16 protein-coding genes and 3 pseudogenes are annotated in these 15,045 nt (G+C 74.2%); 7 read left to right on the top strand and 12 right to left on the bottom strand.

Going from position 1 to position 15,045, the window contains the following annotated elements; genetic code table 11:
- The 8 genes and pseudogenes from HUN58_RS18555 to HUN58_RS20330 all read right to left on the bottom strand — a co-directional run.
- A partial coding sequence (locus tag HUN58_RS18555) for a pyridoxamine 5'-phosphate oxidase family protein (protein ID WP_254631548.1) occupies window positions 1-291 on the bottom strand: 291 nt, incomplete at its 3' end.
- Entirely contained in the window at window positions 288-866 is a 579-nt protein-coding gene (locus HUN58_RS18550; RefSeq protein WP_254631547.1) for a creatininase family protein, read from the bottom strand. The genes HUN58_RS18550 and HUN58_RS18555, both read right to left, overlap by 4 nt.
- A gap of 220 nt (window positions 867-1,086) precedes the next feature.
- Entirely contained in the window at window positions 1,087-2,472 is a 1,386-nt protein-coding gene (locus tag HUN58_RS18545) for an FAD-binding oxidoreductase (RefSeq protein WP_208745533.1), read from the bottom strand.
- A gap of 91 nt (window positions 2,473-2,563) precedes the next feature.
- Entirely contained in the window at window positions 2,564-3,718 is a 1,155-nt protein-coding gene (locus tag HUN58_RS18540; RefSeq protein WP_208745654.1) for an ABC transporter substrate-binding protein, read from the bottom strand.
- A 391-nt stretch (window positions 3,719-4,109) separates the two neighbouring features.
- Window positions 4,110-4,304, bottom strand: a pseudogene (locus tag HUN58_RS20695) (ABC transporter permease subunit); the annotation flags it as partial.
- 347 nt (window positions 4,305-4,651) lie between these two features.
- The gene (locus HUN58_RS18530) at window positions 4,652-5,419 is read right to left on the bottom strand and encodes an ABC transporter ATP-binding protein (protein WP_254631475.1); all 768 of its coding nucleotides are present in this window, start codon (window positions 5,417-5,419) and stop codon (window positions 4,652-4,654) included.
- A gap of 51 nt (window positions 5,420-5,470) precedes the next feature.
- Window positions 5,471-6,271 carry an amidohydrolase family protein gene (locus HUN58_RS18525; RefSeq protein WP_217488558.1) on the bottom strand — a complete coding sequence of 267 codons (801 nt, stop codon included), beginning with the start codon at window positions 6,269-6,271 and terminating at the stop codon, window positions 5,471-5,473.
- Window positions 6,237-6,653 (bottom strand): hypothetical protein, encoded by a 417-nt coding sequence (locus HUN58_RS20330; protein WP_217488557.1) that lies wholly within the window; start codon window positions 6,651-6,653, stop codon window positions 6,237-6,239. Before HUN58_RS20330 ends, HUN58_RS18525 begins: the two co-directional genes overlap by 35 nt.
- Window positions 6,654-6,741: 88 nt before the next feature.
- On the opposite strand from HUN58_RS20330, the gene HUN58_RS18520 reads away from it, so the two are divergent.
- Both HUN58_RS18520 and HUN58_RS21125 read left to right on the top strand, forming a co-directional pair.
- Window positions 6,742-7,296: a cupin domain-containing protein gene (locus tag HUN58_RS18520; RefSeq protein ID WP_208745653.1), complete on the top strand. Its 555-nt coding sequence runs from the start codon at window positions 6,742-6,744 to the stop codon at window positions 7,294-7,296.
- 403 nt (window positions 7,297-7,699) lie between these two features.
- Window positions 7,700-8,197: a 2Fe-2S iron-sulfur cluster-binding protein gene (locus HUN58_RS21125; protein WP_368075807.1), complete on the top strand. Its 498-nt coding sequence runs from the start codon at window positions 7,700-7,702 to the stop codon at window positions 8,195-8,197.
- A 203-nt stretch (window positions 8,198-8,400) separates the two neighbouring features.
- Here HUN58_RS21125 and HUN58_RS18510 read toward each other — a convergent pair.
- A pseudogene (locus tag HUN58_RS18510) lies at window positions 8,401-9,636 on the bottom strand (amidohydrolase family protein); the annotation flags it as partial.
- A 48-nt stretch (window positions 9,637-9,684) separates the two neighbouring features.
- Between HUN58_RS18510 and HUN58_RS18505 the strand changes: the two are divergent.
- The 3 genes from HUN58_RS18505 to HUN58_RS18495 are packed head-to-tail and all read left to right on the top strand — an operon-like array spanning window position 9,685 to window position 11,446.
- On the top strand, window positions 9,685-10,191 hold the full coding sequence (locus HUN58_RS18505) for a SpoIIE family protein phosphatase (RefSeq protein ID WP_208745652.1): 507 nt from the start codon (window positions 9,685-9,687) through the stop codon (window positions 10,189-10,191).
- Entirely contained in the window at window positions 10,131-10,364 is a 234-nt protein-coding gene (locus tag HUN58_RS18500; protein WP_208745651.1) for a SpoIIE family protein phosphatase, read from the top strand. The genes HUN58_RS18505 and HUN58_RS18500 overlap by 61 nt, the downstream gene beginning before the upstream one ends.
- Window positions 10,361-11,446, top strand: coding sequence for a BLUF domain-containing protein (locus HUN58_RS18495; RefSeq protein ID WP_114850458.1), 1,086 nt, complete (start codon window positions 10,361-10,363; stop codon window positions 11,444-11,446). The genes HUN58_RS18500 and HUN58_RS18495 overlap by 4 nt, the downstream gene beginning before the upstream one ends.
- On the opposite strand, the gene HUN58_RS18490 is transcribed toward HUN58_RS18495, so the two are convergent.
- Complete coding sequence (locus HUN58_RS18490) at window positions 11,365-11,823, bottom strand: hypothetical protein (protein WP_208745650.1); 459 nt, start codon at window positions 11,821-11,823, stop codon at window positions 11,365-11,367. The two genes, HUN58_RS18495 and HUN58_RS18490, sit on opposite strands and share 82 nt — an antisense overlap.
- 322 nt (window positions 11,824-12,145) lie before the next feature.
- Here HUN58_RS18490 and HUN58_RS18485 point away from each other — a divergent pair, with 322 nt between their 5' ends.
- Window positions 12,146-13,162: an amidohydrolase family protein gene (locus HUN58_RS18485; protein WP_217488556.1), complete on the top strand. Its 1,017-nt coding sequence runs from the start codon at window positions 12,146-12,148 to the stop codon at window positions 13,160-13,162.
- 130 nt (window positions 13,163-13,292) lie between these two features.
- On the top strand, window positions 13,293-13,922 hold the full coding sequence (locus HUN58_RS18480; RefSeq protein WP_208745649.1) for a hypothetical protein: 630 nt from the start codon (window positions 13,293-13,295) through the stop codon (window positions 13,920-13,922).
- A 91-nt stretch (window positions 13,923-14,013) separates the two neighbouring features.
- Here HUN58_RS18480 and HUN58_RS18475 read toward each other — a convergent pair whose 3' ends face one another.
- Window positions 14,014-14,502 (bottom strand): XdhC family protein, encoded by a 489-nt coding sequence (locus HUN58_RS18475; RefSeq protein ID WP_208745648.1) that lies wholly within the window; start codon window positions 14,500-14,502, stop codon window positions 14,014-14,016.
- Window positions 14,503-14,719: 217 nt separating this feature from the next.
- Window positions 14,720-14,866 (bottom strand): annotated as a pseudogene (locus HUN58_RS21120) (XdhC family protein); the annotation flags it as partial.
- Window positions 14,867-15,045: the final 179 nt, after the last annotated feature.

The following is a 15,045-nucleotide window of genomic DNA, read 5'->3' as shown; positions in this document are numbered from 1 at the left end:
TGCGACGTCGCCGACGACGACGAGCTGCCGGGCCACCTCCGGCCAGACGAGGGTCACCGCCGCACGGGCGAGCGCGGCGAGCTCGGCCGCCTTCCGGCTCCTCGCGTCGGTGTGGAAGTGCAGGCGCTCCCCGTCGAACCGCGACAGCAGCACGGTCCGGGCGTCGGGGTAGCCGTCGAGCCCGACCGTCGACAGCGTCATCGTCGGACCCGGGCCGTCCTCGGCCGACGGCAGCCAGGGGGCAGCGGCGTCGCCGGTCGCGGCCGCCGCCTGCCCCGCCAGCACGGTCACGACACCGCCACCACAGCGGGAACGGCGGCACCACCGACCCCGGCGGCGCCACCCGCGCCGGGACCACCCGCGCCGGCACCACCCGCGACGGCGCCGGCACCGGCCGCCGGCCGTGCCACCGCCGGGTCGAAGCGCGCGATCTCGTGCAGCGACGCCACCGCCTCGTCGAGCGACACGTCCCACAGCGCCTGCCCGTACGCCGCCGTGGCCCGGCTCGCGTCGCCGACGACCCCGGGCGTCCCGAAGTCGTTCGACAGCCAGCCGAACGACACCGGCCCGCCGTTGAACCGGATCCGCTCGAACTCGGCCAGGTGGTCGGGCACCCACCGCTCGGCGAGCGACATGTCGACCAGGTCCGGCCGCAGGTGCAGGATCATCGACGTCTCGGCCGCACCGCCGTGGATCCCGAGGCCGCGCTCGTCGGCGTCCTCGCCCGAGGGGCCGGGGACCCGCGCGAGCGTCGGCATGAGGAACGTCTTCAGCCCGTAGCGCTTCCGGATCTCCCGCAGCGCGACCTGCAGGAGCGCGACGTTCCCGCCGTGTCCGTTCGCGAACACGAGCGAGCCGGCGCCCATCAGCGCGACACGGTCCCCGGCGCCCAGCTGTGCTCGTCGGACTTCGTGAACGCGATGGTGGGGAGCTGCCAGACGTCCAGGCCCTCGGCGGCGGCCCGTTCGACGGCGGCGCCCCCGATCCGNTCGACGGCACCGGTCGGCTGCACGACGATCGAGTCGGGACCGAGCCCCGCGGCCACCGCCGGGCCGGACAGCTCGGCGAGCAGCCGTGAGCCGGCGGTCACTTGCCGAACCCCGGGACGACCGGCTGCGCCGACGCCGTCGAGCCACCGCTGACCACGAGCGACGGGTCGATCACGTGCCCCGGGTTGAGCAGCCCCTCGGGGTCGGTGCGCTGCTTGAGCGCCACGAGCTCCTCGACGCCGTGGTCGACGTAGTACTGGTGCGGACTGTGCACCCGGACCCCCAGGTCGCGGAGCAGCGGGTACCCGGCGTAGACGTCCTCGGCCCCGGTGTACGGCGCGGTGAGCATCCCGATCGGGCCGACGTGCGCCGCCTCGATGTGCAGCATCCCGCCCGGGTACACGGCCTCGACCTCGGCGATCCGGTCGATCAGGGCCTCGCCGCCGACCTCGACGTGGAACCACTCGGTGTCCGGGGTGTTCCGCTTGAGCCACCAGATCGGGTGGTTGTAGGACAGCATCGACACCTTGGTGGTCTGCTGCAGGCCCTCGCGGACGTCCAGCACGCTCCCGCCGGCCTGCTCGATCAGCGCCCGTGCCTCGTCGAGCACGGCGTCGTCGACGATCGCTCGCAGGCTGGCCCGGTCGTCCGGGATCGCGGCGTCCGAGGGCAGCGTCGCGGCGACCTCGGCGCGGTCGGCGCTGACGAGCCGGGGCACGGGGTCGAGCCCGCGGAGCGTCCGCACGGCGACGAGGGCCTCCTCGAACGTCGGGAACGACGCGTACACGGCACGCCACTCCTGCAGCGGTTCGAGCCGGACGGTGGCGCGGGCGATGATCCCCGCGGTGCCGTAGGTGTGCACGAACGGCTGCGCCTCGTCGCCCTCGACGTGCAGCAGTCCGTCGGCGCCGGGCAGCGCGACGTCGAGCGCCGTGACGAAGCCCTGCCAGTTCGACCCGTGCGCGATGGACCCGGTGCCCCCGGACCCGCCGGACAGGAACCCGCCGATCGTGGACTGCGCGGTGGACGGGTACATCCAGAGCTGCTGGCCGGTGGCGGCGGCGGCCTGCTCGAGCGCGACCATCGAGGCGCCGGCCTCGGCCGTGACCCAGCCGTCGCCGACCTCGACGACGGCGCGCGCCCGCGAGGTGTCGAGCACGAGTCCGCCGTGCAGCGGGATGCCCTGGCCGTAGTTGCCGGTGCCCTTCCCCCGCGTGGTGACGGGGACGCCGTGCCGGACGGCGGCGCGCAGGGTGGCCGCGACGTCGTCGGCCGACGCGGGGTAGGCGACGAGGTCGGCGAGGCCGAGGGGCAGCTGCGCGCTGAGGATGGGGCTCATGGTCGCCTCGTCGACGGAGGCGCGGGCGCGGGTGCGCTCGTCGGCGCTCACCCCGCGCTCGCCGAGGAGCGTGACGAGATCGGCGCGGAGCGCCGCCAGGGCGGCGGGGGTGACGGTGGTGGCGGCGGGGGTGACGGTGGTCATGCTCACTCCTGTGGGGTGGGTGGTGCGGGAACGGCGGACGGGAGGCGCGGGGCGGGCGTGCCCCGCGCCTCCCGTCCGGTGGTGGGTCGGCTCAGCCGACCCGGGTCACTTGCCGAGCCCGATCGCTCTTCACGTCGCCGGAGCCGGCGAAGACGGGCTTCGCCTTCTCGATGAAGTCCTGCATGCGCTGGTCGTCGACGGAACCGATGTACCCGTCGGTGTCCTTCGCGATGCCGAGCTTCACCATCTGCGCGGCGGCGAACGCACCGACCTTCGAGTCGTACGTCCAGCCGTTGTTGTACTGCTGCACGAGCTTCGTGATCAGGTCGTTCGTCGCCTGGGGTGCCTTCAGGTAGTCGACGTCGGCCTGCTGCATCACGGGGACGAGCTTCTGCAGGCACGGGGTGAGCTTCGTCAGGTCGCCGCTGCGCACGGACATCGCCTCGGGGTAGGGGTTCCACCCGGTGCTCGAGATGAGCGCGTAGTCGACCTTCTTGCCCCAGGCCGCGACCTGGTTCTGGTAGATGTACGGCTCGGCGGTCGCGAAGCCCTGCTGCGCGTCCTTGCCGCCGGCCGACACGAACTTCGACGGGGTGCCGTCGTAGCTGCCGTCGAGGACGCTCTTCGGCAGGGTGCCGGACTGCTCGAGGTAGGTCATGTACGCGGCGCCGTTGAAGTAGCGGACGACACCGCCGTCCTTCGCCAGGGCCTTGCCGAGGCTCGCGATGCTGTCGACCTTCGGGTAGGTCTTCGGGTCCCACATGATCGCCATCGGGGACGTGTCGTTCTCGGCGAAGACGGACGTGGTCGGCAGGTTGCCGGAGAACTGCACGGCCTCGTCGGTGGAGACGTAACCGAGGGTGATCGACTTGTCCTGGTACATCTGCGACGAGACCTTCGAGTAGCCGATCGCGGGGCCGCCGGCGCGGATCTCGAGCTTGACGCCCGTGCTCTTGCCGTTGGCGTACAGGTCGCCGGTGACGGTCTTGCCCGAGGCGTCGATCTGCGGGTCCGGCCCGAGCATCTGGTACAGGTGGCCGTGCTCGCCCTCGGGGTTCCAGTCGGTCTGGACGACGACGGTCGCGGGGCAGACCCCGGACAGGTCGACCTTCGGGCCGGAGGCGGACTGCGCGGTCGCGGCGGTCGTGCTCGATCCGGAGGACGAGCCGGCGGCACATCCGGTGAGGGCGAGCGCGGTCGCGGCGAGGGCGGCGGTCGCGACGCCGAGTCGGGTGGTGGTGCGCATGGAGGCTCCGTTCGTGGTGCGGGTCTCGTGGTGCTGTCGGGAAGGGGTGGTGCGGGGAGGGGTGGTGGGGGACGGGTGTGCTGTGGGGGTGGAGCGGGACCGGCGGGCCGGTCAGCTGAAGTCGTGCCAGCGCCCGACGGCCAGGCGGCCGACGAGTCCGAACACGAGGAAGACGGCGACGCCGTAGAGCGAGGCGATGATGATCGTCGCGTAGAGCTCCGCACCCATCAGGCGCGAGGCGGTGACCTGGATGAGGACGCCGAGGCCGGGGTTGCCGCGCTGGAAGAACTGGTCGCCGACGATCGCGCCGATGACGCTCAGGCCGGCCGAGGTGCGCGAGCCGGGCGAACCGGCTCGCCCGCTGCAGCCGGAACAGCTCGCGCTGCGCCCGGTCCGCGGACTGCAGGCCGAACAGGGTGTTCGACACCATCGGGAACAGGGCGATCATCACGGTGACGATGACCCGGCTGGCGAACTCGTAGCCGAACAGGGCGCCGATGAGCGGCACGAGCGCCAGGATCGGCACGCACTGCAGCACGACGGCGTACGGGTAGAGCGAGCGCTCGAGCCACTTCGCCTGCGCCATCGCCATCGCCCAGGCGACGCCGATCACGATCGCGAAGGCGAGTCCGACGAGCGACACCACGGTGGTGCGGCCGAGGGCGGACCACAGGTCGGTGCCGAAGGTGGAGGGCGACCCGTCCGGCATCGTCGGCGCGACGATCGCCTTGAGCACGAGGTGCGGGTACGGCACCAGGAAGGCGAGCCCGCGGACGTGGTCGTAGTACGCCGCCGCCGCGTACCAGATGCCGACGAGCACGGCGAGGACGACGAGCGGCGGCCACCACGTGACGGCACGACGGGGACGGCCGGCGGTGCGGCGCGCGGCGGTCCGGACGGCCCGGGCCTCGGAGACCTCCTGCAGGGTGACCATCAGCGGTGTCCTTCCCGGAGTGCGTGCGAGACCTCGCCGACCAGTTCGGCGAACTCGGGGGTGAAGCGGATGTCGGGGTCGCGGGGCATCGGGAACGGCACCTCGAACCGGCCGACGATGCTGCCCGGACGGCCGGACATCACGATGACCTCGGTGGACAGGTACACGGCCTCGGACACCGAGTGCGTGATGAACAGGCCGGCGAAGCGCTGCTCGACGAACAGGCGCAGGAGTTCGTCGTTGAGGCGCTCGCGGGTGATCTCGTCGAGGGCGCCGAACGGCTCGTCGAACAGGAACAGCTCCGGGTCGAGCGTCAGCGACCGGGCGAGCGAGACGCGCATCCGCATGCCGCCGGAGAGCTGCTTCGGCAGGTTCGTCTCGAAGCCGGTCAGCCCGACGAGGTCGATGGCGCGCGCGGCCCCGGCGGCTCGCTCGGCCTTCGGGACGTGGCCGAGCTCGGCGAGCAGCTCGACGTTGCCCTGCACCGAGCGCCATGGAAGCAGGGTGGCGTCCTGGAACACGTAGCCGATCCGGTCGGTCGCGACCCCGGCGGTGCCGTGCGACGCGGACTCGAGCCCGGAGGCGATGCGGAGCAGGGTCGACTTGCCGCAGCCGGAGGGGCCGACGACGGACACGAACTGTCCGCGGTCGACGGTCAGGTCGACGCCCTGCAGGGCGACGGTCCCGTTCGGGAAGGTCATCTCGACGTCGCGGAAGTCGAGCAGGGTGTCCGTCGCGGTGACGGGCGGTGGGGCGGTGGTGGTCACGGTCACCTCGGGTCCTCGGTGGGTGTGCGGATCGGGTCGGGGGTGTCGGGGTCAGGCGGGCACGGGCGCCGCGGTCGCGGCGACGGTGGTGCGCACCTCGGTGCGGGCGACGAGCCGCCCGCGGGACAGGACGATGCGGTCGGCCGGGGCGTTCGCGACGGCGTCGGTGACGCTGGTCGCGGCGATCGCGAGCAGGTCGGCTCGCCGTCCGGGGACGGGACCGGCGGCCGGGAGGCCCATCACGCTCCTGGCGGTGTCGCTCACCATCGCGTACGCCTGGTCCGGCGTCACGTGGCCGGCCGTCACGAGCAGGGACGCGGTCTCGAGTGCGTCGCTGCGGCCGACCGGGTTGAACGGGTCGCGGACGTTGTCGGCGCCGGCGGCCACGCGGACGCCGGCCGCCGTGAGCGCCTGGATCGCGGTGAGCCCGCGGGGCGTGGACACCGGGTGCTGCCAGCCCTGCAGGTACAGGTTCGTGATCGGCAGCGTGACGATGCCGAGGTCCGCCGCGGCGACGTCGGCGACGACCTCCGCGCGGCGCTCGGGCCCGAGGGTGCCGAGCCGGACGCAGTGCCCGGCGGTCCAGGTGCGGCCGTCCGTGCCCGGATCACGGCGAGCACTGACGGCGCGGGCGAAGTGGTCGAGCGTGACCGGTCCGTCGAGGTTCTCGTCGGTGTGCAGGTCGACGCCGACCCCGTGCCGGTCGGCCAGGGCCAGCAGCCGGTCGACGTCGGCCAGCACGGCCTCGACGTGGTGGTCGGGGGCGAGCGGTCCGGCCAGGGCCACGAGCTCGAGGTCCATCAGCCCGGCGAGCTCGTCACGGACCCGCACGAGGGCCTGCGCACCGCGCACGGCGGACTCGACGGGGGCCGGGGCCGGTGGTGCCGGCGGCGAGCATGGTCAGCGCTGCGGTGCGGGCGCGGTCGGCGATCTCGTCGACGGTCGTGGTCGTGGCGTGGGCGGACCAGGACGCGATCGCGGCACCGAGGTCGCCGAGCGGCGGGCGGATCGCGTCGGCGCTCAGGGCCTTGTCGAGGTGCGCGTGCGGCTCCGCCGGGGCGGTCAGGAGCAGTCGTCCGGCGAGGTCGAGCGTGCCGTCGACCGAGCCGCGGAGCGTGCCGGCCGGGGCGACCTCGGTCACGGTGTCACCCGAGATCGCGACGTCGACGAGCCGTCCGTCGGGCAGCAGCGCCCCGCGCAGCAGGTCGACCGGACGCGGTGCTGACGAGTCCATGGCGGCCTCCCGGGTTGTGTGAGAATGTTGATCGCATCAACATCTGTGACACCCGCTCAGACCCGGAACGACACCGAGAGGAGTCCGCGTGAGCACCGCGACCCCCACCGAGAACGACCGCGTCGTCGACGAGCAGACGCAGCGCATCGGCGAGCACATCCGCGCACGTCGTCGCGCCGCCCGGTTGACGCTCGTGCAGGTGGCCGAGACCACCGGCCTGTCCCACCCGTTCCTCAGCCAGGTCGAACGCGGACACTCCCGCGCGAGCATGGTGTCCGAGCGCCCGGAGCAGGACGACCGCGCCCCCGAGGTGATCCGGGCGGGGGAGGGCGCCCGCGGGCCGTTCTCGAGCGGCGAAGCGCGGCTGCTCGTGCACGCCGGACCGCACGCCTTCGAACCGCTCGAGTGGACCGGGGACAACACCGACCTCGGCGAGTACTTCGAGCACCGCGAGGACGAGTTCCTCACCGTGCTCGCCGGCGACGTCCTGCTCGACCTCCGCGGACAGGAGCCGCTCCGCCTGGGGCCGGGCGACTCCGCCTACTACCGCGGCGGCACCGGCCACCGGTGGTGCAGCGCGGACGGCAGCCGCTTCCACATGATCGTGGTCAAGGAGACCCCGCGCGCCGGAGTGGTCGCGTGACCGGGGCGCCCGAGCGCCGGCGGCTGCGCGTCGCCGCCCGCCGGACGGTCGCGACCGACGTCGTCGCGCTCGACCTCGCGCCCCTCGACGACCCCGCGCTGCCGGACTGGGAGCCGGGCGCGCACGTCGACCTCGAGGTCGCGCCGGGCACGGAGCGGCAGTACTCCCTGGTCGGCACGACCCCCGAGGGGCACTGGCGGATCGCGGTGCTCCGGGAACCGGACGGGCGCGGCGGCTCGGCGGCCGTGCACGACGGCCTGGCGGTCGGCACCGAGGTCGCGGTCGCCGGTCCCCGCAACCACTTCGGCTTCGACCCGTCCCGCCCCGCGGTCTTCGTCGCCGGCGGCATCGGGATCACCCCGATCACCGCGATGATCGCCGCCGCGGAGCGTGCCGGGACGCCGTGGGAGCTCCACTACGCCGGGCGCACCCGCGACCGGATGGCCTTCGTCGACGACCTCGTCGCGGCGCACCCCGACCGGGTCGCCCTCGCGGTCGCCGACGAGCACCCGCGGCTCGACGTGGTCGGGCTCCTCGCCGAGCCGCGCGACGCCGTCGTGTACTGCTGCGGCCCTCGCGGCCTCATGGACGCGGTCGAGGCCGCGGCCGCGCACTGGCCGGCCGGCAGCTTCCGGGTCGAGCGCTTCGAGCCGGCCGCCGACGTGGACGCCCCCGGCGAGCCGACCGGACCCTGCTCGAGGTCGCCGAGGAGGCCGGCGCGTTCGTGCTGTCCTCCTGCCGCGAGGGCACGTGCGGCACGTGCGAGACCCCGGTGCTCGAGGGTGCGGTGGAGCACCGCGACACCGTCCTCAGTCCCGAGGAGCAGGCCGACGACCGCAGCATGATGGTCTGCGTCTCGCGCGCGCGGCGCGGCTGTCCGCGCCTGGTCCTGGAACTCTGACGGGGCCGGGGCCGGGGACGGACGGACGGGAGGCGGTGCGCACACGGACGCTCGGTGTCGTCGAGTGCGCCGCCGGTGAGCGCCGAGAGGCGCTCCAGCCCCGCCTCGGCGACCAGCTGACGGGCGAGGGGGCGGGCGCGGGCGACCGCCTCGCGCACGTCCACCCGTGTGACGTCGTGGTCGGCGACGCTCAGCTCGCCGTCGACCCAGACGTCGCGGACCTCACGGCTGCCGGCGACGAAGACGACCGCCTGGTACGGGTCGTGCACGTTCGCCAGCGTGGGGGAGTCGCCGTCGAACACGACCAGGTCGGCGCGCTTGCCCGGCTCGAGCGAGCCGATCTCGGCGTCCATCCGCAGCGCGCGGGCGCCGCCGATGGTCCCCATCTCGAACGCCTCGCGCGCACTCATGGCCGTGGCCTGCAGGTCCCGGACGCGCGCCAGGAGCGCCGCCGTCTTCATCGCCTGCAGGAAGTCCTGCGAGTCGTTCGACGCCGGCCCGTCCACGCCGATGCCGACCGGGACGCCGAGGGCCCGGAGCTCCGCGACCGGGGCGATGCCGCTCGCCAGGATGCCGTTCGCGACCGGGTTGTGGGCGACGCCGACGCCGTTCGACGCGTAGCGCTCGCGGTCCTCCCGGTCGACCCAGACGCTGTGCGCCGCGATCACCGGCACCTGGAACATGCCCGTGGCCTCGGCGTGCCCGATGGCCGTGCGGCCGGTGCGCTGCCGGGCTGAGGTGACCTCCTCGCGGACCTCGTGGAAGTGCACGTGCACGCCGTGGCCACCGGCGACCGCGTAGTCGACGTGCTCCTGCCAGGTGTCGTCGGTGTACCGCCCGATCGACGACACCCCGACCCGGAACGTGCTGTACCGGCTGGCGTCGGCGGCCTCGCGCAGGGCCTCGAACTCCTCGAGGATCGGCGTCGCACCGAAGTCCCGGTCGACGTCCCCGGAGCCGAACGACACCACGCCGCGCAGGCCCAGGTCCTCGAGCGCCGCGACGACCCCGGGGGTCGCCGGCTCGTCGGGCATCGGGTCCGCGCAGAACATGTCGTTCGCGGTCGTGACACCGCTCCGGAGCAGCTGGATGCCCTGCAGCACGGTGCCGGCGTAGGCCTTCTCGCGGGTCATCACCGGGTTGACGCGGCCGATCAGCGCCGTGAGCCACTCCCACAGGGTGTACTGCGAGCCGATGCCGGTGATGAGCCCCTCGCTGAAGTGCCCGTGCGTGTTCACGAACCCCGGGGTCACGACGTCGTACGCGCCCCCGCGGACCGGGGCGTCCGGGTGGGCGGCGGACAGTTCCGCGAAGGTGCCCACGGCGGCGATGCGGTCCCCGTCGAGCAGGACGGCGCCGTCGCGGATCGCGGCGGGGGTGGCGGCGTCGTCCGGTGCTGCGGTCAGCACCCAGCCGGCGCGGATCAGGGTCTGTGACATGGGGCGAACCTAGGGTGCGCGTGTTTCGGCGGAGCGGTACATTGCGGTGTGGTCTCACTGCAGGACGTCTACGACGACGAGGACGCCGGGCTCGACCAGGCCTCGCGTCTCCGGACCGTGCAGGCTGCGCTGCTGCCGGACGGTCGCGCGGGCACGGGGTGGTCTGCGGCACACGTCGCCCGGGCCGCTGCGGGGGTGTCCGGCGACCTCGCACAGTGTGCGACGGCCCCGGACGGCCGCAGCCTGGTGGTCACGGTCGGCGACGTGATGGGCAAGGGCGTCCCGGCGGGCTTGCTGGCCGCCCACCTGCTCGGCGCGCTCGACGCCCTGGTCCGCGAGACCCCCGGCGTCGCGGTGGAGGGGGCGGAGGGTCTCCGCCTGGCCGACGGCGCACTCGAGTTCGTCGACGCCGGCCACGGGTTCGCCGCGATCGCCCGCACGGACGGCTCGACCCGGCGCATCCCGTCCGCCGACCTGCCGATCGGCCGGGCGACGTGCTGCTCGTCGCGTCCGACGGGATCCTCGAGCTCCCCGACGCCGACTTCGAGACCCTGACCGCGCTCGCCCGGCGGCTCGTCGACGCGCCCGCGCTCGACGACACGCTCCGGGCGTTCCTCGACGACGTGCCCGCAGTCGTGGGCGACGACCTCACGGTGCTCGCGGTCCGACGTGACGTGGACCCCGCCACCGCAGCAGCCACGACCGATCCTGACGGAGCCGACCGATGACCCTCCGCTGCCTCGTCTTCACGACCGCACGCACCGGCCGACTGAGTCACGACGACCTCGCTCACCTCGTCTCCGTCGAGCGGGCGAGGAACGCCGAGCTCGGCATCACGGGGGTGCTCGCACTGCACGACGCGAACGTGCTCGGGATCGTCGAGGGCCCCGCCGACATCGTCCGGCAGCGCGTGCACGAGGTGGCCGCCGACCCGGCGAACGTCGACGTGCAGGTCCTCCTCGACGACCCGGTCGAGGAGCGGTCGTTCGACGACTGGACGATCGCGTTCCGGACCGACGACCCCGCGGTGCACGCGACCCCGGGCTACGTGGACCTGTTCGACCCGGAACGACCGGCGGACCCCGCAGCCGAGACCTCGCGGGCACACGCCCTGCTGGAGTGGTTCCGCAGGACCCCGCCCGAGCAGCTCTCGACCCGTCGGTCGAGCGAGCCGGTCCGCACTCGCGTGCTGCAGGGGGCGATCGGCGTCCTGCGGGACGTGGGGCCGTCTCGCTGCACGTCCGGCCTCGTCGCCGAGCGGTCCGGCGTGTCCGAGGAGACGGTGACGGCGCACTTCCCGACCACGCCGCACCTGCTCGCTGCGACGCTCGCGACGTGGCTCGAGCAGGTGACGACGCCGCTCGCCCCGCTCGCCGCGACCGAGGGGACGGTGCCGTGGCTGCGTGCGCTCGTGGTGGCGTTCTCGGCTGACCCGGCACTCGACCGCCTCATCGTCTCCGCACTCGCCCCCGCTGCCGACCCGGGCGAGGCGGCCGGTGAGGCGTTCCTGGTGAGCTACCGCGCGTTCCGATCCTCGATCCAGCAGGCGTTGGCGCACGACGTCGCGACCGGACGGGAACCGTCGACCACCGACCCGGTCCGCGGGGCGCACCAGCTCCTGGCGCTCTTCGACGGGTTGCGGATCCAGAACCTGTTCGACCCCGACCCGGACATCGCCACGTCCTTCGCGACCGCTGCCGAGCAGTTGCGGACGGGATGGGCGACGGGTCAGGGGGCCGGCGAGGGCGTGCCCGTGGCGAGTTCGCCGAAGTCGCCGTCCGCGCACGGTGACCCACCGTCGATGCTGTAGCCCCCCTCGGCCGACGAGAGGAAGTCGATGCTGGTGACCGGACCGCCCCGTCCGGACACCCCGAGGTCCGGGTCGTCGCCACCGCTGCGGTACCGCTTCGTCGTGATACCGAGGCGCTGCCAGAACGCCTCGACCCTGCGGAGATCGTCCTCCGGGTCGTCCGAGCCGGGCCGCTGCGCGATGTACACCCACGTGACACCGCCCGGGTCCTCGGCATCGCCGGACCCGTCGGAGCCCGGGCACAGACCGAGTCGCGGCCCGCTGAGGACCTTCCAGTCCCCGTCGACGATCGCCGCGGTGCGGTCCACCACGTCGGTGACCGACCGTCTCGCGGCGTCCGACGAGACGCCGCGGTGCAGGGATGCGCCGGACTCCACGGGTTCTCCTCCTGCACAAGCAGTCGACAGCGACATCGTACCGCGCCACGACACCGTCCGACCCGAGACCACCCACGTCGTCCACCCCCATCCGACCTGGTGCGAGCGTACACAGGCACCCCCGAGGCATCCGCCGTCACGCCCCGGAAACAGGCGGCTGCTAGAACCGTCGCATGCTGACCGTCACCGGTGCCCGCCGTGTCCTCGTCGACCCCCGCACCGAACGGGACGGTGACGTCGTCGTCGACGACGGCAGCGACCTCGAGACCACNACCTGCTGCAGACCGCGTTCCGGACGCTGCCGGGCACGCGCGGTGTCCCGATGGCGGACTGGCTCCCGACGATGGCCGCGGCGTACGCCCGGGCGGGGCACGATCCCGAGCTGTACGGACTGGCCGCGTCCGCCGGAGCCGCGGAGGGCCTCCTGTTCGGCGTCACGACGATCGCCGACCACCACCTGAACTGGCCCGCGGACGCGACCACCGACGACACCGTGGTGCTTGCGGGCGCGACGGTCGACGCCGTCCGCGGGCTCGGCGGACGGCTCGTGTTCGTCCGGGGGTCGGCACGCGACGACCCGGAGCATGCCGCCCAGGTCGCGGTGGGGCCGGCCGGGGTGCACTCGGACGGTGAGGCGACCTTCCGGGCGCTCGGCGAGGTCGCGGCGCAGCACGGGTTGCGCCGGCGGACCCAGGCGAACGAGCAGGTTGACACCGCCATCGCCCTCGAGCGGTACGGGCGGCGGCCGCTCGACCTGCTCGAGGAGTGGGGGTGGCTCGCACCGGACGTGACGATCGCGCACCTGTGCGACGTCACCGCCGACGAGGTCGCCCGGCTCGCGGACGCCGGGGTGAGCGCGACGCACGCGCCGGGGTGCGACGTGCCGATGGGGTGGGGGATCGCCCCGGTCGCGGCGCTCGCCGACGCGGGGATCCCGGTGGGCCTCGGGACGAGCGGAGGCGGGAGCAACGACGCGGGGCACCTGCTCGCCGACGGCCGGCTGGCAATGCAGGTGTCGGCGCTCGTCGGGCAGCAGCTCCCGGCACGGCAGGTGCTCGGGATGATGACCGAGGGGTCGGCGGCGGGACTCGGACGCCCGGAGCTCGGGCACCTCGGTGCGGGCTCCGCGGGCGACCTGTGCGTGTGGGACGTCTCGGGCGTCGCGGACGCAGGCGTTGCCGACCCGGTCGGCGGGCTGCTCTGGGCGTCCCCGGGGCGGCGGCCGAAGCACGTGGTCGTCGGCGGGCGCGTGGTCGTCCGGGACCACCGGCTCGTGACGGGGGACGAGCGCGAGATCGCGGCGCGGCTCGCGGAGCGCCTGGCGCGCACGCCGGTGTGACGGCGGCGGGCCGTCACGCGCCCGGATGCGGGACACCCGGGATGCACGAGACGCCTCCAGGTGTGCGAGACGCCCCCGGATTCGGCGGCGCCTCGCGCGCTCGGAGGCGTCTCGGCGGCAGGATCGGAGCGTGCTGACCGACCAGGCGATCGTCGCCGCGCTCCGGGCCGCTCCGCCACGGGACGGCTACCGGTGCTCCGACGTCCGGGCCGAGGGCGGTGTCCTCGGCGTGACCTTCTCGCACTCGGGAGCTCCCTCGGCTCGGCTCGAGGTCCGCCTGCCCTCGACCGGTGCGCCCCAGTGGTGGCTGTTCGCACCACCGGAGGACGCCGACGACTGGGTGAGCCAGTTCCTGGTCTGGACGGACGAGGAGGTCCACACGGACGGCCTCGGCGACAGCCGGGAGCGTCTCGACGTCGACGGTGTGAGCCACGTCGTCCCCACGAACTACGGATGGCAGCTGTCCGACCCGCGGGAGCACGCCCGGCTCACCGTGCTCGCCGGACCCTTCGGCTGGCACGACGGTGGGCGGACGACCTGGCCCGACGGCTCGCGCTCGGTGCCGGCGGCGGGGCAGCAGCACGCAGGTCACGTGGCTGACCGGGCCGAACCCCGGCTACGGCTTCGGCGGGACGCTCTCGTCCTCCGCCCCGGGACCAGCGCCCGACGAGCTCGCTGCCACGAACCTCCGGCTGTGCGCGGACGACGAGCGGATGCGCAGCGACCTCACCCCGACACCGGGTACGTGCGCGACGACTGACGCCCGCGGGCGCTCGCCAGAGCGGGCGGGACGTCCGACCAGGTACGCCCGGAACGACCAGGCACGCCCGAGACCGGCCCCGTCCCACCGCTCAGCCCGCCGCCACCGCCCGCCGGTGGATCGGCCCCGCCCCGCCGGCGAGCGCCCCACCCGGAGCACCCCGACGCACGGCGATCACCTCGGCCATGATCGCGACCGCCATCTCGGCCGGGGTCTCCGCGCCGATGTCGAGCCCGATCGGGGACCGCAGCCGCCCGAGGTCCGGCGTCCCGAGCGCGCGCAGCTCCGCCGTCCGCCGTTCGTGCGTCGCACGGGAGCCCATCGCCCCCACGTACCCGGCACCGCGGCGGAGCGCGAGGTCGATCACCGCGGCGTCGAACCGGTCGTCGTGCGAGAGCACCACGACCACCGTCGACGCGTCGATCGGCAGCCCCTCGAGCACTCGCGTCGGCCACCCCACGATGCGCTCGTCCGCGGCGGGGAAGCGCTCGTCGGTCAGGAACACCGGCCGCGGGTCGACCACGGTCACGGCGTGCCCGAGCACCGCCGCCGCGTTCGTCACGGCGACGGCGGACTCCACGGCCCCGACGCGCGGTGACGACCGCACCGAGCGTGTCGGGCTCGAGCGAGACCGTGAGCGACGTCGGCACGCCCGACGCCGCCCGTCGCAGGACGTCCACGACGGGGTCGCTGGGGACGATCCGGCGCACCAGGACCTCGACCCGGCCCCCGCAGCGGAGCGCCGGCGCCCACACCGCGTCGGGATCGTCCGGGTCGTCGTCGAAGCCGAAGCGCTCCAGTACGGGCACGCCGTCCGCGAGCACCTGCTCGGCCGTCACGAACAGCGCCCCCTCGACGCAGCCCCCCGAGATCGTCCCGACGACCTGGCCGCCCGGCAGGACGGCCATCGACGTCCCCACCCCGCTGGGCGCGCTGCCCGACATCGCCGCCGTCGAGCACGGCCAGGAGGCGCGGTGCCAGTTCGAACACTACGCACCCCCGGCGTCGGTCCGGTCCACGGCCGCGAGGAGCGCCCAGACCCGGTCACGCGTCATCGGCAGGCGGTACGGCCGGACGCCGAGGGCGTCCCGNGGGCGTCCCGCACGGCGTTCGCGACCGCCGG

Source organism: Curtobacterium sp. Csp1 (assembly GCF_013347185.1).
Note: the sequence above shows the minus strand (reverse complement) of the source record. Positions and strands in the feature narration are given on the sequence as shown.